General features: G+C 73.0%; 11 protein-coding genes. 1 reads left to right on the top strand and 10 read right to left on the bottom strand.

The window, feature by feature from the left end; genetic code table 11:
* The first annotated feature begins 152 nt into the window (after positions 1–152).
* Positions 153–4,010 carry a glycosyl hydrolase gene (locus AC13HU_RS08785; RefSeq protein ID WP_483041203.1) on the top strand — a complete coding sequence of 1,286 codons (3,858 nt, stop codon included), beginning with the start codon at positions 153–155 and terminating at the stop codon, positions 4,008–4,010.
* A 101-nt stretch (positions 4,011–4,111) separates the two neighbouring features.
* Here the strand turns inward: AC13HU_RS08785 and AC13HU_RS08790 are convergent, their stop codons facing one another.
* The 10 genes from AC13HU_RS08790 to AC13HU_RS08835 form a co-directional block, all read right to left on the bottom strand.
* On the bottom strand, positions 4,112–5,143 hold the full coding sequence (locus AC13HU_RS08790; RefSeq protein ID WP_483041204.1) for a mannonate dehydratase: 1,032 nt from the start codon (positions 5,141–5,143) through the stop codon (positions 4,112–4,114).
* 5 nt (positions 5,144–5,148) lie between these two features.
* On the bottom strand, positions 5,149–5,982 hold the full coding sequence (locus tag AC13HU_RS08795; protein WP_483041205.1) for an SDR family NAD(P)-dependent oxidoreductase: 834 nt from the start codon (positions 5,980–5,982) through the stop codon (positions 5,149–5,151).
* A gap of 101 nt (positions 5,983–6,083) precedes the next feature.
* The gene (locus tag AC13HU_RS08800; RefSeq protein ID WP_483041206.1) at positions 6,084–6,968 is read right to left on the bottom strand and encodes an NAD-dependent epimerase/dehydratase family protein; all 885 of its coding nucleotides are present in this window, start codon (positions 6,966–6,968) and stop codon (positions 6,084–6,086) included.
* Positions 6,962–11,071 carry a hypothetical protein gene (locus AC13HU_RS08805; protein ID WP_483041207.1) on the bottom strand — a complete coding sequence of 1,370 codons (4,110 nt, stop codon included), beginning with the start codon at positions 11,069–11,071 and terminating at the stop codon, positions 6,962–6,964. The genes AC13HU_RS08800 and AC13HU_RS08805 overlap by 7 nt, the downstream gene beginning before the upstream one ends.
* Entirely contained in the window at positions 11,068–12,024 is a 957-nt protein-coding gene (locus tag AC13HU_RS08810) for a carbohydrate ABC transporter permease (RefSeq protein WP_483041208.1), read from the bottom strand. The genes AC13HU_RS08805 and AC13HU_RS08810 overlap by 4 nt, the downstream gene beginning before the upstream one ends.
* On the bottom strand, positions 12,021–12,920 hold the full coding sequence (locus AC13HU_RS08815; RefSeq protein ID WP_483041209.1) for a carbohydrate ABC transporter permease: 900 nt from the start codon (positions 12,918–12,920) through the stop codon (positions 12,021–12,023). The genes AC13HU_RS08810 and AC13HU_RS08815 overlap by 4 nt, the downstream gene beginning before the upstream one ends.
* A 36-nt stretch (positions 12,921–12,956) precedes the next feature.
* Positions 12,957–14,300, bottom strand: coding sequence for an ABC transporter substrate-binding protein (locus AC13HU_RS08820; protein ID WP_483041210.1), 1,344 nt, complete (start codon positions 14,298–14,300; stop codon positions 12,957–12,959).
* Between the two features lie 65 nt (positions 14,301–14,365).
* Positions 14,366–15,667 (bottom strand): enolase C-terminal domain-like protein, encoded by a 1,302-nt coding sequence (locus tag AC13HU_RS08825; protein WP_483041211.1) that lies wholly within the window; start codon positions 15,665–15,667, stop codon positions 14,366–14,368.
* Between the two features lie 130 nt (positions 15,668–15,797).
* Positions 15,798–18,701, bottom strand: coding sequence for a sugar-binding protein (locus AC13HU_RS08830; RefSeq protein ID WP_483041212.1), 2,904 nt, complete (start codon positions 18,699–18,701; stop codon positions 15,798–15,800).
* A 33-nt stretch (positions 18,702–18,734) separates the two neighbouring features.
* Positions 18,735–20,354 (bottom strand): alpha-amylase family protein (locus AC13HU_RS08835; RefSeq protein ID WP_483041213.1); only part of this gene is annotated, 1,620 nt, incomplete at its 5' end.

Consider the following 20,354-nt stretch of genomic DNA (forward strand, 5'->3'; position numbering starts at 1 on the left):
CTGCTGTGACGGCCGGTCAGGTGCATGCGGGCCACCCGCCGACATCTCACCCGAACATGGACGTGTCGTTCTTTTCTCCCGCGAAACCGCCGGATACAAAGGGCGTTCTGACGTCGGTCGGTCCGGATCGCGTCCACACGTCCGGAGGCGCAGTGACAAGTGCACGAGGCAGCAGGCACCGCAGCCGGCGGAGGTCGTGGGCGGCGCTGGCCGTGGCGGCCGCGCTGCTCGCCGGCGCGACCACCGCGACGGCAACGGCAACGGCGACGGGCGGCACCGCCACCGGGGCCTCCGGTGCCCGGCCGCGGACGAAGGAGCCCAACCCCGTGCTCACGGCGGCCTCGTTCGGGAACCCGCCGACGGTGGACCGGCCGAAGTACCGGTGGTGGCTGCCGGTCGCCGACGAGTCGGACGCCGAACTGCGCTCCGAGCTCGGGCAGATCGCCGCGGTCGGTGGCGGCGGCGCGGAGGTGACCGCCTTTCCGGCACCGAACGGCGCCGGGAGCACCCTGCACAGCAGCGAGCGGTACCTGTCGACGTACGGCTACGGCACCCCCCTGTGGTCGCACCGGGTACAGGTGATCGAGGCGGAGGCGGTCAGGGACGGGCTGATCCTGGACCTCGCCGCCGGCCCGCGCTGGCCCCCGACCGTGCCGAGCGTCGACAGCTTCAACCAGCCGCAGGTGGCCCAGCAGGTCATCTACGGACGGGAGTTCGACGCGGCCGGCAGCACCCGCGGCGGCGTCCTGCCGGCCACGACCGTGCGGCCGCCGTCGGTGTCCAAGGCGCTGTGCGGCCCGGTCGCCGCGGGCGCCGGCACGGTCCTGCTCGACTCGACCCGGAATCTCGCCGTCGGGGACAGGATCGCGCTCGGCCCGGCCGGCAGCACCGGAACCGATGTCGTGACGGTGCGGAAGGTGGGCACGTCCTCGCCGTGCACCACCGTCGCCGATGCCACCGGGGCCGGCGCGTCGCGGGTGGTGACGGCGACCACCGACACCAACCTGGTCGCGGGCGTGACCGTGACGATCGGCTCGGGCGCCGACCGGGACACCGCGACGATCAAGGCCGCCGGCAGCGCGGCGAACAGCACCACGCTGAAGAGCGCGAGCACGGCCGGCGCGACCTCGCTGGCGCTGTCCTCCGTCGCCGGGATCACGGCCGGCGACACCCTCACCGTGGACCCGGGCGCCGGCGTCGAGTCCGCGCAGGTGTCGGCCGTCGACCCGTCCGTCAGGACGGTCACCGTCCGTACCGCGCTGGGCTCCGCGCATCCCCTGGGCGCCGCGGTCAGCGACGCGGGCCAGGACCTCACCTTCACCACCGCGCTGCGGCACTCCCACGCGGCGGGCGAGCGGATCGTCGCACCCGGCACCGGCGTCACGGTCACACCGGTGGCGGCGGCGCACGCGATCGGCGAACGGGCGGTCGACACCGCGGCCGAGGAACTGGTCGCGGTCGAGGTCGCGCAGTGCGCCACCGCCTGCGACGCCTCGACCGCGTCGGTCTCCCTGGACCGCGCCACGGTGACCGACGTCACCGGGAAGCTCGACGCCCGGGGCGAGTTGAGCCACACCTTCCCGCGGGGCAACGGCCATCCGTGGGTGGTGCTGGACTTCTACCAGACCGCCGACGGCCAAGCGGCGAACAACGTCTCGCCGACCGGTGCCGCGTACGTCCTGGACCACCTGTCGGCGAGCGGCGCGACCGCCCTCACCGACTTCTGGGACCGGAACGTCCTCGACGACCCGACGGTGAAGGACGCCATCGCGCGGACCGCGCGCACGGCCGGCACCCCGGCGCTCTTCGAGGACTCGCTGGAGCTGTCCGACGAACTCGCCTGGACCTGGGACTTCCCGGCCCGGTTCGGGCAGTTGCGCGGCTACCCGGTCGACCAGGCGCTGCCCGCGCTGGCCGGCTTCGACGCCCGCCGGGTGAGCACCCGCCCGGCCCCGTTCACCTACGCCGACGGCCTGGGCACCCGCATGATCAAGGACTACGAGCAGACGTTCAGCGACCTGTACGGCAACCGCTACCTGGCCGCGCTGGAGAGCTGGGCCGAGGCCAACGGCCTGACGGTCAGGGCCCAGGCGTACGGCGCCCCGATCGACGCCGCCGAGGCCGGCACCCACATCGGTATCCCAGAGGGCGAGGGCTTCGAGTTCAACGGCAAGAACCCCGACCAGGACTTCAAGGTCATCGCGGCGAGCGCCGACCGCACCGGCGCCCCCGTCGTGTCCGGCGAGTGCTGCGCGATCAGTTCGCAGGTCTGGGCCACCACCGCCGCGCAGAACCTGACCAGCGAGGTCTACATCGACATGGCCGGCGGCGACAACCAGATCGTCTGGCACGGCATGCCCTACCAGACCGCCCCGGCCGGCTCGGGCGCCACGTCCCTCTGGCCCGGCTTCAGCTACGGCGGCAACACCAGCTTCTCCGAGGCGTGGGGCCCGCGGATGCCGCAGTGGCGCGACGCCAAGGCGCTCAACGACGACATCGCCCGGATGTCCCTGGTGCTGCGTCAGGGCAGGCCCAGCTACGACGTGGGCGTCTACTACCAGAACGTGGGGCTGGCGGGTCAGGCGTACGACGACCCGGCGAGCGTCGTCAAGAACACCTCCGCGCTGTCGGCCGCCGGCTACACCTACGGCTACGCGGACTCCTCCTTCCTCACCGACGCGTCGAAGGACTACCGCAACGGGGTGCTCTTCCCCGGGACATCGGACTACCACGCCCTGATCCTGAACGACCCCAGGTCCCTCAAGCCCGCCGACGCCGCCCAGATCCTCGCGCTCGCCCGGGCGGGTCTGCCCGTGGTCGTCATCGGCCCCGCCGCACCGGCGGCGATCACCACACCCGGATACGACGCGGGCCCGGCCGACCGGGCCGTCCAGGCGGACTGGAACGCCCTCTACGCCCTGGTCGGCAAGGACGGCGCGGCGGCGAGGGCCGCCAAGCAGCATGTGCTGCGGGTGAGTTCGGAGGCGGGCGTGCCCGCCGCGCTGGCGAGCCTGGGCATCACCCCGGCCGCCGCGCACACCGGCGACCCGACCAGCGGCGCCCTTCTCGACGTGCGCCGCGACGACGGCGCCACGCAGTACTACTACCTCTACAACAACTCGGCCAAGGCGGTGGACCAGCGCATCACCCTCACCGGCAAGGGGGCGCCCTACGCGCTGAACACGTGGACCGGTGACATCACGCCGCTCGCCCGGTACGCCGCCGCCGACGGCACGGTCACGCTGGACGTGCGGCTCGGCGCCCACGACGCCACGGTGGTCGCCCTGAGCACCGACGCCGGGAAGTTCGGCGCCGCGCCCGGCCCGCTCACCGCCACCGCCACCACGGCCGACCAGGCGGTCTTCGACACCGGCGGAAACCTGGCGATCGACTCAAGCCGGCCGGGCGGGTTCAGCACCACCCTGTCCAACGGCGGGACGGTCACCACCTCCATCGCCGATGTGCCGGCGGCCGCCACCCTCTCGAACTGGCAGTTGACCGTGGACAGTTGGACACCGGGCCCGAGCGGCGCGGCCGGCGACACCGCCCACACCACGATCGGCCCGATCGCCGTCAGCGCCGACCCGGCGACCGGCGCGCTGCCCGCGTGGACCGCCATCACCAGAGCCGACGGCTACCCCGTCGACCTCCAGGACGTCGCCGGCACCGCCACCTACACCACCCACCTGACCCTGCCGTCGAGTTGGACCGGCGGCCGGCACGCCCACCTCGACCTCGGCCATGTCGTCGACACCCCCGAGGTCACCGTCAACGGCACGGCGCTGCCGGCGGTGGACTTCGCCGACCCGTCCCGCATCGACCTCGGCGCCACGCTGAAGGGCGGGGACAACACCATCACCGTGCGTGTCGCCACCCCGCTGATCAACGCCGTCCGGGTGGCTCCCGGCACCGGCGCGAGCGGCCGGACCCGTACCGGCAACGGGCTGCTCGGCCCTGTGGTCCTCACGCCGTACGGCCGGGCCGAGGTCGCCGCCCCCGCCGCCGGCTGAGCCGACCGCACGACCGCACACGCGACACCGCCGCACCGCCGCCGGGCGGGGAGCCCGGCGCAGGCGGGGCGGCCGAGCCGGGCGGGGAGGTCGAGGCGGCGTCATCGACGGCGGGCATCGAGCACCCCCTGCAAGTAGCCGATGGCATAGGAACGGCCGCGGCTGATGTACGCCTCCGCCGAGGTGTCCGCCCAGGTGCCGGCGTCGCCCACCAGGGCCGGCACGTGGTCGTCGATGACGAACCCGTCGAAGCCGACCTCGTCCAGCAGGCCGAAGACCGCGGGCACGTCCAGGTTGCCCTCACCGAGGAAGCACTCGGCGAAGCGGGGGACGGTGCCCTTCACGTCGCGGAAGTGCACGTAGAAGACCTTGCCGGCCGGGCCCAGGGTGCGGATGATCTCCTCGGCGGCCGCCTGGCCGGCCATCTCCGAGACGGTGCCGAGGCAGAGGTCCAGCCCCCAGGCAGGGCTGCCGGCGCTGCGCCGCCACGCCTCGGCGATCGCCGCAGGCGAGGTGAAGATGCGGGTCGCGCCGCCCAGCGGCTCGGCGACCGGCGGGTCGTCGGGGTGCAGGGCCAGCCGTACGCCCTCGGCCTCGGCGACCGGCAGCACGGCGTCGAGGAAGTACTGGTGGTGGGCCCAGGACTGCTCGGCGGTGATCGGCTCGGTGATCGGCTCCTCGGGGGTGAGCTTGTAGCCCGCAAGGGCGTTGCCCGAGCCGGCCCGGTCGAGGTCGAAGCCGGTGACGGCGGCGCCGCCGCGGCCGGGGGCGTCCATCGTGGTGCGCCACACGTAGGTCGGCAGCCAGTTGTAGCCGAGCAGGTCGTAGCCGGTCGCGGCCATGTTGCGCAGTGTCCGGCAGAAGCCCTCGATCTGCTCGTCCCGGCCCGGCAGCCCGCGCTGGATCTTGAAGAAGTGCGCGGCGGGCACGTTCTCCAGGCCCTCGATCCGCAGGCCCGCCTCCTCGCAACGGCCGCGCAGGGCGGCGAGTTCGGCGGTGCTCCAGAATCCGCCGGTGCCGGGCAGGTCCTTCGGCGCGTGGAACTGGAGCCCGTGCAGGCCCAGTTGGCGTGCGAAGGTGCCGATCCGGCCGTCGTACGCGTCGATGTGCCCGAGTGCGATACGCATCGCCATGACGGTCAGCCTCCCAGCGAGGGTTCGGTGGTGTCCTGCGGCAGCGCGACGGCGAGCGTGGCCAGCAGTCCGCCGTCCACGGGGACGTCCACGCCGGTGACGAACGCGGCGCGGGTGCCGGCCAGGAAGGCGATCACCTCGGCGACCTCCCGCGGCCGCGCGATCCGCCCGAGCGGGTGGTCGCGGCCCCAGTCGTCGAGCAGCCGGCCGACCGCGTCCGCGCTGCCGTCGGTGAACAGCTCCGCCGAGCGCCGCAGCATCGGCGTGTCCACCGAGCCGGGGCAGACCGCGTTGACCCGCACCCCGTAGGGGGCTTCGTCCACGGCCATGGAACGCACCAGCGCGTTGAGCGCGCCCTTGGCCGCCGCGTAGGCCGCGACGTTGGGCTGCGTGGCGCGCCCCTGCACCGAGGACACCACGACCACCGCACCGCCCGCGGTGCTGCGCCGCAGGTGCGGCAGCGCGGCGCGCGCGGCCAGGAACACCCCTTTGACGTTGACCGCGAACACCTCGTCCCAGGTCTTGTCGTCGGTGTCGGCCACGGTGCCGTAGCGCTGGATGCCCGCCGATGTCACCAGCACGTCCAGGCCGCCGAAGGCGTCCACGGTCCGCAGCACCGCCTCGGCCACCGCGGCGGGGTCGCAGACGTCCGCGACGAGCGGCACCGCCCGGCCGCCGGCCGCGGTGATCGCCTCGACGGTCTCGTGCGTGCCCGCCGCGTCCAGCGCGCTGACGGCCACCGCGGCGCCGGAGGCGGCCAGCAGTTCCGCGGCGGCCCGCCCGATGCCGCTCGACCCGCCGGTCACCAGCGCGACACGACCGGCATGTTCCTCACCCATGCGTTCCCTCTCCCAGTCAGATTCCCGGCCAAGTGCCCCTGATGACCACGTTGTTCGCCACCCGGACGGCCCGTACAGCGCCACGACCGATCCGGTTGCCCTCAACCGAGCGGCATGGTGCAGAAGTTGCCGCCGACCCGGAAGTTGCGGGCGGCCGCCGGATCGAGGTCCGCCGGGCCGAACGCCCCGGACTCCAGGACGGCCGCCAGATGGTTCTCGGCGTCGTCCCGGGGGTGGTAGCCGATCGCCTCCCCTTCCGAAAGGGACCACCACCGGCGGGTGTTGCGGGAGATCCCCCACAGCACCCGGTAGCCGGCCGGCTCGGCCCGCAGGCAGGACTCCACCAGCCGGGCCGCGTCGTCCGGCGACAGCCACACGGCCAGGTCCTCCGGCGCGCGCGGCACCGGCCGGAACGCGCCGATCCGCAGGCAGGAGACGTCGATCCCGAACCGGCTGTGGTGCAGCGCGCCGAGTGCCTCCAGCGCGGCCTTCCCCACGCCGTAGTACGTGTCCGGGCGCGGCGTGATGTCGGCGGGCAGGTCCGCGCGGACCTCGCCGCCGCGCGCGGCGTCGCCTCGGCCCGCGGCACCGCCGCTCTCCCGCCGGGCCGCGTCGTCGCGGGTGCGGAACCCGGCGACATGGATGCTGGAGGCCAGCACCACGCGGGGCACGCCGTGGCGGCTCGCGGCCTCCAGCACCCGTTGCGTGCCGTCGATGTTGACCTCCCGGATCCGTTCCCAGGGCGCTTCACCGGCCAGCCCGCCCAGATGGACCACCGCGTCAACGGCCCGGCACGCGGCGTCGATCGCGCCCGGGTCGGTGAACGAGGCCCGGACGATCTCCACGTCCTCGCCGGCCGCGGGCGGCGCGATCTCCGCGATGTCCAGCAGCCGCAGCACCCGGTCGGGCCGGGCCAGCCGCGGGCGCAGCGCCCGGCCGATGCGGCCGGCCGCGCCGGTGATCAGGACGCGCTGCCGGGTCACCATGTCCGCTCCACCGGGCCGGCGGCGTCCGGCAGCCGGGCCGGCGGCCGCTGCTCGTCGTACGGCGGCGGGGTCGTCGAGGCGGGCTGGTACGGGGGCTGGTGGTAGCTGTGGTGACGCCGGAAGGCGAGCTCCACCGGCGGGTACCAGTGCCGCCAGCTGCCGGGGTCGGTGTCCGTGGCGGGCGACAAGGGGCCGGGGCCGTTGCCGTTCTCGGCCGCGACCGCGTACTCGTGGACCGGCGCGTCGCCGGGTACGGCCTGGCCCGGATCGCCGGTCGCGGGGACGGTCCCGGGCACCTGGTCGACGTACTCGAAGGCCGGGCCCGCGAAGATCTCCCGGTACCCGGCGTCGCCCTTGCGGCGCCGGTAGAGCCGGTAGCGGGCGGCGCCGAGCACCTCGCCCCAGGTGGCGGTGACCGTGCCGGCGCCGAGCCGGAGCTTGAGGCCGTCCGGCGGGTCGGGCACCTGGCTGGTGGCGTAGACGGGGTAGTCGGCGCCGGGGGCGCCGCTGCGGTCGGCGTTCCGGGCGGTGACGCGCACGTGGTACTTGGTGCCGTCGGCCAGCCCGGTGAGCCGGCCCGGGCCGGTGGCGGTCTGCCCGGCCGCCGTCCAGGTCCCGCCGCCGTCCTCGCTGAGTTCGAGCAGGTAGGACCCGGCGCCGGCGACGGGGGCGAAGTGCACCACCGCGCCGCCGGGTACGGTCTCGGTCCGCACGATCCGCGGCGGCATCGGCTCCGGCCGGCGCGCGGTCACCTCCCACTGGTGCCGGCCGCGCGGCAGCGCGACCCGCAGGGTGTCGTGCGAGGCGGCGAGCGGGCTCAGCGCGTCGCCGTCGACGTGGAAGCGGGTCCGGTCGCCGATTCCGGCGGGCAGGTGCAGGGTCACCTCGCTGTCGCCGGGCGCGTCGTAGGTGCCGCGCAGTTCGCCGGGGTCGCGGTAGCCGAGGCTGATGCCCAGGTCCGGGTCATCGGTGGTCAGCAGCACGTCCGCGGTGCCGACGGCGCTGCCGTGGAAGAGCGTCAACTCGCGGGTGCCGTCGTCGAACAGCCGGATCGCGCCGGCGGTGCCGGTGAAGCGCAGCCCGTCGCCGGCGAAGTCCACGGTCGTCGGCTCGTAGTGCGTCGCCGCCTGGTGGCGGAACACGTGGTCGAGGCTGTGCGGGGTGCGGACCCTGGCGCCCCACGGGGTGCTGCTCGCGGGGGCGACGACCAGGTCGTCGCGGTGGCTGGCGACGGCGAGCGTGTTGCTGTTCGAGCCGTCGGCCCTGCCCTCCAGCCGCACGCCGCGGGTGACGTCGGTGGCGAACGTGCCGTCGAGCGCGCCGTCCTCCCGCACGCCGCGCACCACATGGATGAACGGCATCTCGTCGGCGAGGTGGCCGTAGCTGTTGGCGTCGTGGCCGTTTGCCACGGTCGGCACCGACCAGGTCCACACCATCCGCTGGCCCGGCGCGAACGCGTCGTAGGTGACCAGGTAGTCGCTGCCGACGAGCAGGACGCTGCGGCCGAGGTACAGCTCGCCGACCGGGCTGTCCGGGTCGGAGGTGATCTCCGCGTACTGCGCGCCGCCCAGGTCGTACATCGGCCGGTCCAGGGTGTGGTTGCCGATGCCGCGGAAGGCGCCGTCCTTCCAGACCGCGCAGGAGGTGGCGAAGGTCGCGTCGGGTACCCGGCGGTCGCCGGCGTCCTCGGGGCCGTGGCCGCTGTAGGAGCGGCCGCCGGCGTAGTAGTACAGGTGGCCGTTGCCGTTGTCGTCGGCGATCCCCCAGCGGTAGTTGGGCCCGCGGTCGACCTGCTGGAGGAAGACCGCCACCTCGCCCGGCCGGTCGACGTCGGCGCGCAGCGTGACGCCGTACCCGGTGTACTTCGCGCTGCGCAGCCGCGGGTTGGTGCCGTGGTTGCCTTCCGAGCGCACCGTGACGTGCCACGGATCGGGCACGTCCGGCGGGCTGTCCAGCCGCCGGGCGGTGGGGTCGCTGCCCCACATCAGGTGCTCGGCGACCAGTGGGCGGAAGCGGTGCAGCGCCTCGCCGAGCAGCCGCATCTCGATGGGAGGGCGGCGCGGCCAGTACGCGTGCGCGCCCTGCGCGGGATGCAGCCGGCGCAGCTCGCCGGTCCCGGTGACGTCGATCGGCGCGGTCAGCGCGTTGACCAGCCAGTCGCCGAGGGCCGCGAGTTCCGGTGTGGCCATGCGGTTGCGTCCGTCGGCCTGCCGGCCCAGGAAGTTGCCCTGGGCGGCCGGCCGCAGGAAGGCCCAGACGTACGTGGACAGGCTCTCGGTCCAGCGGCCGGGCCGAGCCCGGCGGGAGGGCAGCGCCGGACGGGTGTGGAAGACGCCGGACAGCTCGCAGAACTTCTCGAACTGGTCCAGCCACTCCCCCGCGGCCTCGTGCTCGGGGAACAGCCGGGCCAGGCAGGCCAGCGCGGCCTTGCCGTCGGCCAGGAAGTTGGGGTGCCCGCCCATCATCCGCCGCAGCGGGCCGATCTCCTCGCCCGCCGAGACGTACCCGGTCAACAGCATCAGGGCGTCGACGCGTTCGCGCTGCTCGGCGTCGAGGTGGCCGGCGAACCGGTCGTAGCCGTCCAACAGCCGGTCGTACAGCGGGCGCTGGCCGATGTTGAGGTAGCCGGCGAGGTCGTTGACGCCGTTCGCGATCAGCCGCGGCCCCTCGGTGCCGTACAGCAGCGCGCTTGCGAACTCCTCCGGGGTGTCGAACTCGCCTTCCAGGCACAGGGGTTCGGGGCGCTTGCCGCGGTACGTCAGGCGCCAGTCCTTGACCCGGTCCAGGCTGAGCGTGCCCTGCCAGTGGTGCAGGTGGCGCACGTACGTGGACTGGTACGCCATCGCCTGCTGACCGCGCAGCACCTCCAGGTCGCGTTCGTGGTCGTAGAACGCGATGCCGGTGCTGCGCGTCCCGGTGCGCAGCGGCCAGGTCCAGTGCAGCACGCCGTCGTGCCGGAAGCGGATCTGGAGGGTGTCCGCGGAGGCCCAGGCGGCGTACTCGTGGTCCTCCCAGCGGGCGTGGTCGCGGATGAACACGCCCATCGCGTCGCCGCCGACCGGGTCCCAGAACGCCGCGTGCGGCCGGATGTCCCAGGCGAAACTCGGGGCGTAGGGGCCGACGGTGACGGCCATCCGCTCCCGTGGCCGCTCCCGGCCGCCCGGTCCGGAGAACGACGGGTCCTCGCCGCTGTCGCCGACGACGATCGGCTCGTCGATGCCGAGCCAGTGGTACACCTCCGGCGACCCGGGATCGGCGTGGTCGGCGGGGTGCTGCGAGAACGGCCAGGCCGACGAGAACCGGTGGGTGGGAGCGCAGCCCTCCCAGTCCAGTTCCCAGGCGGCGCCGTCCGTGTCGAACCCGGTTGCCTCCTCGGCCAGTTCGACGAAGTCGCAGCCCTGCAGGACGCGCACCGTCGCGGTGTACCGCGCGCCGCCGGCGAAGCGGTAGTCCAGGCGGTGCGTGGCGAACAGCGGGCCGTGCTCCGCCCGTCGGACGTCGAGGCGTTCCAGCCGCTCGGCCGCGCAGTGCAGGACGGACCTGCCCACCCAGCCCTGACCGCGGTCGAGTTGGCGGATCGGGCCGGGCACGTCCCGGCCGGTGTACCGGCCGGCGGACGGCAGCCGGACCCGCAGGGGCTCGGCGTCCACCACGATGCCGTCGCCGTCCTCGGTGACGGTGACCGGCCGGTCGGGCCCGGCCGGGGACGGCGCCGTCGTGTCCGCGCGCAGGGTGAACGCGTGGCGCGCGCCGGGCGCGAGGTCGGCGAAGAAGCAGACGGTGGCCGCGGTCAAGCGCCCGCCTACAACGCCGGCCCCGGCCTCGTCGGCGCCGGCAACGTCCGCGCCGGCAACGCAGTTCGCGCCGTCCCCCGCGTTCGCGTCGGAGCGTTCCTCGCCGACCTCCGTCAGCTGGAACGGCACCGGCGCGCCGTTCTCGTCGAGCAGCCGCAGTTGCCCGGCACGCACCGCGGGCACCGCCCACCGCACCGGGTAGTGCAGCAGGGTCCTGGGCCAGGCGAACTCCGGGTGGGCGAGCGGGTCGCGGAGCAGGAACCGCACCGCCTCGCCGCCGGCCGGCCAGTCGGTGACGGGGGCGGTCACGCGCCGCCTCCCGTCTCGGCGCCCCCGGCGCCGGACGCGCCGGGCGCGACGCCCTGGGTGCCGAACGACGCACCGCCCGCGACGCCTTCGACGAGGTAGCGCTGGAGCAGGATGAACAGCAGCATGATCGGCGCGGCCACGATGAACGTGCCGGCGGCGATGAGCGGCCAGTTCTGCGAGTACTCGCCGAAGAACGAGTAGAGCCCGCGGGTGACCGGCCACAGCGCGGAGTCGGAGAGCATCACCAGGGGCAGGATCAGGTTGTTCCAGGCGTGCACGAAGCCGAAGATCCCGAAGGTGGCCAGCGCCGGTTTCATCTGCGGCATGATGATCGTGAAGATGAACCGGATGTAGCCGCAGCCGTCCAGCGCCGCCGCCTCGTCGATCTCGCGCGGGATGCCCTTGATGTAGCCGACGAAGAAGAAGAACCCGGCGCCGGACAGGCTGGTCAGGATCAGGTAACCGGCCATGCTGTTGTACAGGTGGAGCGTCCGGGCCTCGATGAACAGCGGGATCAGGCCGCCGGGCAGGAAGCCGGAGAAGATGAAGAACGTGTAGAGCCCGTTGGAGTACTTGAAGTAGCCGCGGGAGATGGGGAAGGCGAGGAAGACGCCGAGGATGAGCGTGATGGCGTCGGGGACGGCCGCGTAGACCAGGCTGTTGATCATCTCCCGGCCGAAGTGCCCCTGGTGCCAGGCCGCCGAGAAGCTCTCGGTGGTCCACGGGTGGGGCGTGCCGGTGGGGTTCTGCAGGAAGCCGGTGTACGTCTTGAACGCCTGAAGCAGGACGTACACCAGCGGCAGCGCGAACAGCCCGGCGGCGATGGCGAAGCAGATCAGGTTCACCCCCGCCGCCCTGGTCCGCCGGCCGGTCAGCAGCCCGCGCAGCAGGGGCGCCGGAGCGTGCGGCGTGTCGGGGGCCTTCGGGGCCTTGGACACCTGGAGTGTCGTCACAGTGCCACCTCCCGCCGGCGCAGCACGTACAGCAGGCCGCCGCCGATCACGATCGTCAGCACGAACTGCAGCATCGCGAGCATCGAGCCGTAGCCGAGCTGGCTGTCGCTGCCGAACGCGGCTTGGAACATGTACAGCCCCAGGGTCTTGGTGCCGAAGTTGCCGCCGGTCAGGACCAGCACCAGGGCGTACTCGCCGAGCGTGGCCATGGTGGTGAGGAAGACGTTCACGGTGGTGGCCGAGGCCAGCAGCGGCCACGTCACGTGCCGGAACACCCGGAAGCGCCCGGCGCCGTCCATCGCCGCGGCCTCGTACACCGAGCGCGGGATGTTCCGCAGTCCGGCGATGTAGATGAGCATCGAGTAGCCGGAGAACATCCAGACGTTCACCAGCATCACCAGCGGCAGCGCCAGTGAACTCGACCCGAGGAAGGCGGAGTTGATGCCGAACAGGCCGTGGACGATCTTCTCCGCCGGTCCCGAGTAGGGGTCGAGCATGAGGGAGAACACCGCACCGACCACCGTGACCGAGAAGATCTGCGGCATGAAGATCAGCGCGCGGTAGAAGGTGTAGGAGCGACCGCCCCGGTTCAGCAGCATGGCCAGGCCGAGGCCGACCACGTTCTGCAGTACGGTCACGCCGACCACGTAGATCAGCGTGACCCGCACCGCGCTCCACAGCTGCGGCAGCAGCGAGGTGAAGGCCGTGTGGTAGTTGCACAGGCCGCAGAAGTTCAGCGGCGTGCCGGGGAGTCCGGAGTACCTGGTGAACGAGTAGATGATGGTGGCCAGTGACGGGTAGAGCCCGAACAGCAGCCAACCGGCTCCCGGTATCGCGATGCTGGCCCAGGGGATGAACCGCCGCGTCCGCCTGGTTCCGAAGGGACAGCGTGCCACGCCGCGCCTCCTCTCTGAATTGCTTCCGGGCGGCGGTCAGCCCTTGACCGACTTGCGGTAGGCGTTGGCCGAGCGGTTGAGGATGGTGTCGACGCTGTCGCTGCCGATCGGCGTCAGCTTGTAGAAGTCGGGGCCGGCCGCGTCCAGTGGCGCGCCCGCGGGCACCCACGGGTTGGCGAGCTGCTGGAAGGCGCCGTCCATGTGGCTGTTCAGCCAGTCCGTCCAGTCCAGGCCGGTGTTCTTCACCGCCGGCTGGGTGGAGATCGAGCCGGTCAGCTTCAGCCACTGCTGGTAGTTGTCCGGCTGGGAGAACATCGACAGCCACTCCATGGCCAGGTCCTTGTGCTTCGCGCTGGTCGGGACCATCCAGGTGAGGTCGGGGCGCACCGACACGCGGTTGGCCGAGGCGGTGTCGGTGCCCGGCATGGTGAAGAACCCGAGCTTGAGGTTGGGGTCGGCCTTCTGGATGACCGCCCCGTCCCATGAACCGTCCAGCAGGAACGGGTAGTCGTTCGCCCGCGCCGCCCAGACGCCGGGCGCGGTCAGCTGGGCGACGCCCGACGCGTTCGGCTCGATGTACTTCATGACCTGCTCGTAGCGCGCGGACGACTCCTGGTAGACCGGGTCGGTCCAGGACTGCGTGCCCTTCCAGAACGCGTCGGCCCGGTCGTTGGAGACCTTCACCGAGTCGGACGCGGGCTTGCCCTGCATGAGCATCTGGTTCTCGACGCCCTGCCACACGCCGCCCTGCATCCCGTCCTTGCCGGACACGAAGATCGGGGTGACGCCCGACTTCTTGAGCTTGGCGCAGTCGTCGACGAATTCCTGGAACGTCGCCGGCACGGTCATGTGGTACTTGGCGAGGAGGTCCTTCTTGTACCAGATCGCACCGGCCGCGGCGTACTGCGCGGCCATCACGCCGTAGACGCCGCCGTTGTGCCCGACCGCGGCTGCCTGGTCCGTCGCGCTGTAGTTCTTCATGAACGGCTGGTTCTTCAGGTCCACCAGCTGGCCGGCCTGGATGAGCGCGGCGGCGCCCGCCGGCTTGAGGCTGGTGTAACTGGGGGCGAAGCCCGCCTGGGTCGGCGCGGCCAGCCCCAGCACATCGACGGACTTGGACTGCAGCAGGCTGTTCCACAGCTGTCCCCAGGCGCCGTTGGCGGTCGGCGCCTGCTGGATCTTGACCTTCACACCGGGGTGGGCCTTCTCGAACCTGTCGTTCAGCTGCTCGGTGAACTGGATGGCGCCGGGGTTGGTCCACTCGGCGACCGTCAGCGTGGTCTTGGCGCCGCCGCCGGACGAGGAGGAACCGCAGCCGGTGAGGCCGACGGACAGGCACGCGGTCGCGGCGAGCAGGGTGACGGATATGCGGGGTCTCATGCGGGTGGCTCCTTGGAAGAGGTACGGGGGTGCCCGGCGGTGGTCACGGAGGTACGGAAGTCCGGTCAGGGGCGCTGGAGGGCGCCGTCGGCCCGCCGCGGCGGCTTCCACGCCTGGCCGGGCAGCGCGGCGGGCCGCGGCGGGTGCTTGGCGGCCAGTCGCTCGTCGAAGTCGACGCCGAGCCCCGGCCGGTCACTCGGCCACAGGTGGCCGTCGCGGATCTCGGGGCAGCCGGGGAACACCTCCCGCGCGGCGGCGCCGAACAGGTGCTGCTCCTGGATGCCGAAGTTGGGCGCGGCCAGGTCGAGCGCGAGGTTGGCCGCGTGCCCGATCGGCGAGACGTCGCCCGGCCCGTGCCAGGCGGTGCGCACGCCGAACAGCTCGCAGGCGCCGGCCAGCCGCCAGGCGGGGGTGATGCCGCCGATGGCCGAGACGTGCACGCGGATGAAGTCGCACAGCCGCTCCTGGACGACCGGGCGGTACTCCGCGGGGTTGGTGAACAGCTCGCCGATCGCGATCGGCGTCACCGAGCGGCTGCGCAGGATCCGCAGCCACTCGATGTCCTCCGGCGCGACCGGGTCCTCCAGGTAGAACAGGTCGTACGGTTCCAGGTCCACGGCGATCCGCACGGCGTCGGTGGGGTGTACCCGCTCGTGCACGTCGTGGATCAGCTCGACCTCCGGGCCGACGTGCTCGCGCAGGTGCGCGAACAGGCCGCGGACCGTGCGCCGGTAGGCGGCCGGGTCCCAGGCATTGGCGGTGAGCGAGCGGTGGGCGCCGGCCGCGGCCGCGGCGGCCGGCGCCCCGTAGGTGCCCGCGCCCGGCACGGCGACCTGGCAGCGCACGTGCCGATAGCCCTCCGCCATCAGGGCCAGCACCTCGTCGGTGACCTCCTGCGGGTCCCGCCCCGCGGCGTGCGCGTACAGCGGCACCGCGGTGCGGCAGCGGCCGCCGAGCAGTTGCCACACCGGCAGCCCGGCCTGCTTGCCCTTGATGTCCCACAGCGCCATGTCCACGCCGGACAGCGCGTTGTTGAGCACCGGGCCCGAGCGCCAGTAACCGCTCACGTGCAGCGTCGAGGCGATGTCGGTGATGTCGGCCGGGTCGCGGCCGATGAGCTGCGGCGCCAGGTACTCGTCGACCGCGGTGGCGACCGCCGCCGCGCGCTGGGTGAAGGTGGCGCAGCCGAGTCCGTACAGGCCGGGCTCGCTGGTGTCGACCCGCACCACGACGAGCGTGGTGCCGGCCGGCGCGGTGAGGATCGTCCGGACACCGGTGATGCGGACGCCGGACGGCTGTGCCCACGGCGGCTCGACCGGCTCGGGCGCCGGCGGGACTGCGCCGCCATCGGCTGCGTGGTCGCTCAACGGAAGGGCTCCTGGTTCTTGAGGAACGGGCAGAACGGGCGGAACGGGCTGATCTGGGAGGAGAGTTGGATCTTGCGGGTCCGGCGGAATGAGCGGGGGTGCGGTGCGCTGTCCCGTCCGGGGGTACGGCTCAGTGGCCGATGCCCCAGCGGGTATCCACGCTTCCGCCGGCGAACTGGGCGCCGGTGCCCCAGAACGGCGCGAAGTTGTAGCAGCCCGACGTCGGGGGCTCCGCGGTGGTGGTCGAGTAGGTGGCGCCGTGGCCGCCGGTGCCCGCGTCGGTCACCTGGACCGCGAAGGTCGCCGGGGTGACGCTGCCGGGGCGCGCGGCCCGCACCGCGGCGGCCAGCTCGGGCAGTTGGCTCCAGGCGAGCGCGATCTCATACCTGGTCTGCTTGCTCGTGTCGTCCCGGGACACCAGCACGCGGCCCTCGCTGCCGCTGTCCGGCTTCGCGTCGAGCGGGCCCAGCGGTGTCGGGAGCACCGCGTTGGTCGGGTAGAAGGTCTGGTAGTTGGTGCCGGGCGCGAGCTGGCGGTGCAGTTCGGAGACGCCGCCGGTGGCCAGCGTGGCCACGTACAGGTGGGAGATCGACCGCAGGCACTTCTCGTAGTGCGCGTCGCCCGCGAGCAGGTCCTCGGTCTTGTCGGCCGTCGCGTCGAAGGCCAACTGGATGCTGTCGGCCTTGAACGGGAACAGGTACTCGTTGGCCGGGAAGGGCGCGTTGGACAGCTGGACGTCGTCCTCGATCACGGCCCTGACGTACAGGAAGCTGTGGTCCCAGGCGGCCTGGAACGCGTAGTTCTTGGTGTCGCCGGCCGCGGTGGTGCTGGTCATCGTCACCGGCAGGACGCCGTTCCACTGGCTGGCGCTGCCCCCGACGGTGATCGACCGGAACGGCAGGTAGGCGACCTGGACGTCCTGGGTGCCGGTCTGGCGCAGGCCGGGCCGCTGCGGCACCGTCACCTCGTAGCCGACGGTGTACGCGTTCCGGCTGTCGACCTGGAACGCCGTGACGGGGAAGGACAGCGTCTTCGCCTGCCCGGGGGCGAGTTCGACCACCGGTGACACCGGTGCCGCCACCCGCCAGCCGGACGGCGGGGTGATCCGCACCCGCGCGCCGAGCTTCTGCGGCGAGACGTTCTCCACCCGCACCTCGACGGTGCTGGTGGCGTCCAGCGGCTTGGTGAAGGACAGCAGGCTGACCTTCACCGGGGTGCTGTAGTCGAAGCTCGCGCCACGGGTCAGGACCGCCTTCAGCGCCGCGGGGCTCAGGTCGCTGTCGAAGTACAGGACCTCCCAGGGGTTGAGCGGGAGGGTGACGCGCGAGGCGCTGCCGTCGGCGAGTTGGCGTCCGAGGTAGTCGTGGACCCGGATGCCGCGCGCGCCGTCCAGGGTGAGCGTGCCGGTGTAGCCGGCGCTCTGGTGCTCCTCGGTGCCGTCGTAGAGCTGGTCGCAGTAGACGGCGGCCCGGCCCTTGCCGTCGGTGCCGCGGAACAGGAAGCCCCAGGTGGACTTGGCGTCCGGGTAGAGCTCGCCCTCCATCCGGGCGTCCTCCAGCTGGCCCGTCATGGTGGCGTAGGCGACCACCGCGGGCTTCGGGGTCCTGGTCGTGATGTCGTAGATGTCGAAGTCGTCGCCGGAGTACGGCTTGTCGTAGGACAGCGAGAACCAGAAGGCCCGGACCGGCGAGCCCTCCTCGACGCCGGCGAGCATGTGCAGCAGGTACGTCGGGGCCACCGTGCGGGCCACCCCGTAAGGTGCCTGGCCGGCCGGCACGTCGGTGAAGTTGAACTCGGCGTTGCCCAGTTCGGTCTGCCACTGCCCGCCGCGGCCGTTGCTGCGCGACCACAGCCGGTCCATCTTGATCTGGGTCTTGGTCATCGCGTACTGCGTCGGGTCGGGGTAGCCGTAGGCGTGGTTCACCGAGCCGTCGATGTAGCCGATGTCCTTCGAGCCCCGCGCGTACACGATGTCGCGGTTGTACGTGACCGATCCGCCGCCGATCAGGTTGACCTGCGGGAAGTCCGGCTTGACCCGGTCCCAGATCAGCTTGCACATGTCGCGGTAGTCCTGGGCGTCGCCGGTCATCCAGGTCCAGCCGTGCACCCACGGCTCGTTCCACAGCTCCCAGTTCTGCACCAGGTCCTGCATCGGCGCGATGGAGTGGTAGACCATGTCGGCGTGCGCGGCCATGTCCTTGGGCCGGTTCTGGTAGAGCAGCACCGGCTTGCCGTCCGGGCCCGGCTCGACGTTCCACGACATGTTGTAGTTGATGCTGCCGAGGGCCTCGATGCCGTAGCTGTTCCACTCCTGGACCTCGGCGCGGGCGGCGTCGATCTCGGGCTGCTGCCAGAACACGCCCGGCGAAGGCGAGACGGTGTCCGGTACGACGGCGACGATGCCGCGCGTCCACTTCACGCCGATGCGCTGGGCGATCTGCTTGGTGATGACGGGCGACGACTCCGAGCGGATGCCCATCCCGAACGACGAGTCCGGCCGGCGCTCCGCGACGGTCGGCCGGATCACGCCGAGGCCGAGGGTCTGGGCGAGCAGCTGGTTCGCGGCCGAGTCGGTGACGGTCACGGTGACCGCGTAGTAGTCGGGGGCGAGGGGGCCCAGCGCGATGGTGGTGGTGCTCGCGGTACCGGCCGCCGCGGTGAACGCGGTGGTCCCGCTGCGGAGCGCGGCCCCGGTGCGGGCGGCGACCGACCAGGCCACCGAACCGCTGAGCGCCGTCGTCGGGTTGAACACGACCAGCAGGCCGGGGCGCGCAGGGGCGTTGCCCTGCACCGGGTAGAGCCCGGTCGGGTCGGAGAAGCCGGCGGCGACCACCGGCACCGCGGCGGCCGGCGTGGCCGCGCCCTCGGGTGTCGCGGCACCGGCGCCCGGCGCGACGCCCCAGTCCAGCGCACTGGCGGCCGCGGCGCCCGCCACGGTGGCGGCGCCGTAGCCCATCACCTTGCGGCGGGAGATCTCTGCGGGGGTCGGCGCTGCCGGGGTGGTGCGGTCGGATCTGGCGTGGCTGTCGGTCACGGTCGGTCCTCTTCCGTCTTCGTCTTCGGTTCTTCAGCGCGGGGATGGGTCGGGTGACTGCGGTGACTGCGGTGGCTCCGGCGGTTCCGGCGGCTCCGGCGTGACGACGCACAGGCCGGAGGGTGGAACGGCGATCTGGGTGAGTCCTGGGCCGAGCGTCCGCGGGCCCGAACCGGCGGGCCTGCCGCAGGCGTCGAAGGCGTCGAGCCGGACGCGGACGCCCGGACCTTCGACCTCCAGGACCACGTGGGACGCGGCGGTGGAGTTGACCAGGGCCACCTCGGTACGGCCCGCCAGGCGGACCGGGGCGATGCGGTGCTCGGCGTAGAAGGCGATGACGGCGCGCTGTCCCAGGCTCGCGGTCACCGTCTGGTGGAGCAGGTCGGGACGGCCGGTCCGGATCTCGCCCCGGGTGAGGACGTCGCGGTGGGTCCGCCAGAATCCGAGCCAGAACACCGTCATCGCGTGGTGCTCGGCGGACAGTCCGGCCAGCTCGACGGAGATCTGCGGGGTCGCGAACAGGGCGGAGTGCAGTTGCCTGGCCGCCGCCTGCGCCGTGGCCCCGGGGTCCCACATGAGCATGTCCGAGTGCACGGCCGCGGTCCCGGCGAGCACACCGACGTCCAGGGTGCGCACGCGGTTGGCGGTGGCGTCGGCCGGACAGTCCGCGGCCCGCAGCAGGTTGCCGAAGCCGTGCATGCCCGGCCCGGTGTACGGCTGCCGCAGTTCGACGAGCAGCTCGTCTCCGCGCAGCTCGCGCAGCCGGTCGCGCAGCTCGGTGAGCAACTGCCGCATGGCCAGGCCGACATCGGCACCGGGTTCGATGTCGGGTTCGGGATCAGGTTCGGCGCCGGCATCGGGCGCGGTGCCGGCAGCGGTGGCGACGTCGGTACCGGCGTCCGTGGAGGCACCACCGCCGGTACCGGCGCCGTCATCGCGGCCGGCCCCCTCGCCCTCCTGGCCCGCGTACGCCGTCGCGAAGTCCAGGAAGTCGATCTTGAGTCCGTCGAGTCCGTAGCGGCGGACCAGGTCCACGCAGGAGTCGACGACGGACCGCCGCGCCCGTGCCCGGCGCGGGTCCAGCACCCGGCAGCCGAGCCGCTCGATCCTGTGCGGCGCGATCTTCGCCAACTCCGGGTAGGCCGAGGTGCGTTCGCCGACCAGCAGCGGGGCGATCCACGCCACGTAGCGCAGCCCCATGCCCTGCACGGTCTTCACGTGCGCGGCGAAGTCCGGGAACTTCGCCGGGTCCGGGGTCCAGTCGCCGCTGCCGGAGTAGCCGGCGCCCTCCGCGTGGAGCTGCCAGCCGTCGTCCAGCAGCAACACCCCGCAGCCGGCCGCCGCGGCGCGCTCGGCCTCGGCCTCGACTCCGGCGGCGCTCACCTCGCGGTGCATCGAGTACCAGGTCGAGTACGCCGGGGCGCGGGCCGCGTCGGGGGTGGGCAGGGCGCCGCCGTCGGGCATGGTGCCGCCCCCGGTCAGGGCGCCGCCGTCCGGCAGGTCGCGGGCCAACGCCCGTACGGCCTCGGCCCAGGGGCGGCCCGGCGCCTGGAGGCGGACCTGGCAGGACTCGCCGGCCCGCAGGTCCATGGCCAGCCACACCCCGAAGCGGCCCGCCTCCTCGCCGACGCCGAACCGGAGCCGGGTGGTGGC

The sequence above is a fragment of the Streptomyces sp. NH27 genome (genome assembly GCF_056859195.1).

What these genes read in the sequence shown, in the direction of transcription:
- AC13HU_RS08790 (WP_483041204.1), bottom strand. Translation starts at nt 5,143, where the DNA reads ATGGCGATGCGTATCGCACTCGGGCACATCGACGCGTACGACGGCCGG.
- AC13HU_RS08795 (WP_483041205.1), bottom strand. Translation starts at nt 5,982, where the DNA reads ATGGGTGAGGAACATGCCGGTCGTGTCGCGCTGGTGACCGGCGGGTCG.
- AC13HU_RS08820 (WP_483041210.1), bottom strand. Translation starts at nt 14,300, where the DNA reads ATGAGACCCCGCATATCCGTCACCCTGCTCGCCGCGACCGCGTGCCTG.
- AC13HU_RS08800 (WP_483041206.1), bottom strand. Translation starts at nt 6,968, where the DNA reads ATGGTGACCCGGCAGCGCGTCCTGATCACCGGCGCGGCCGGCCGCATC.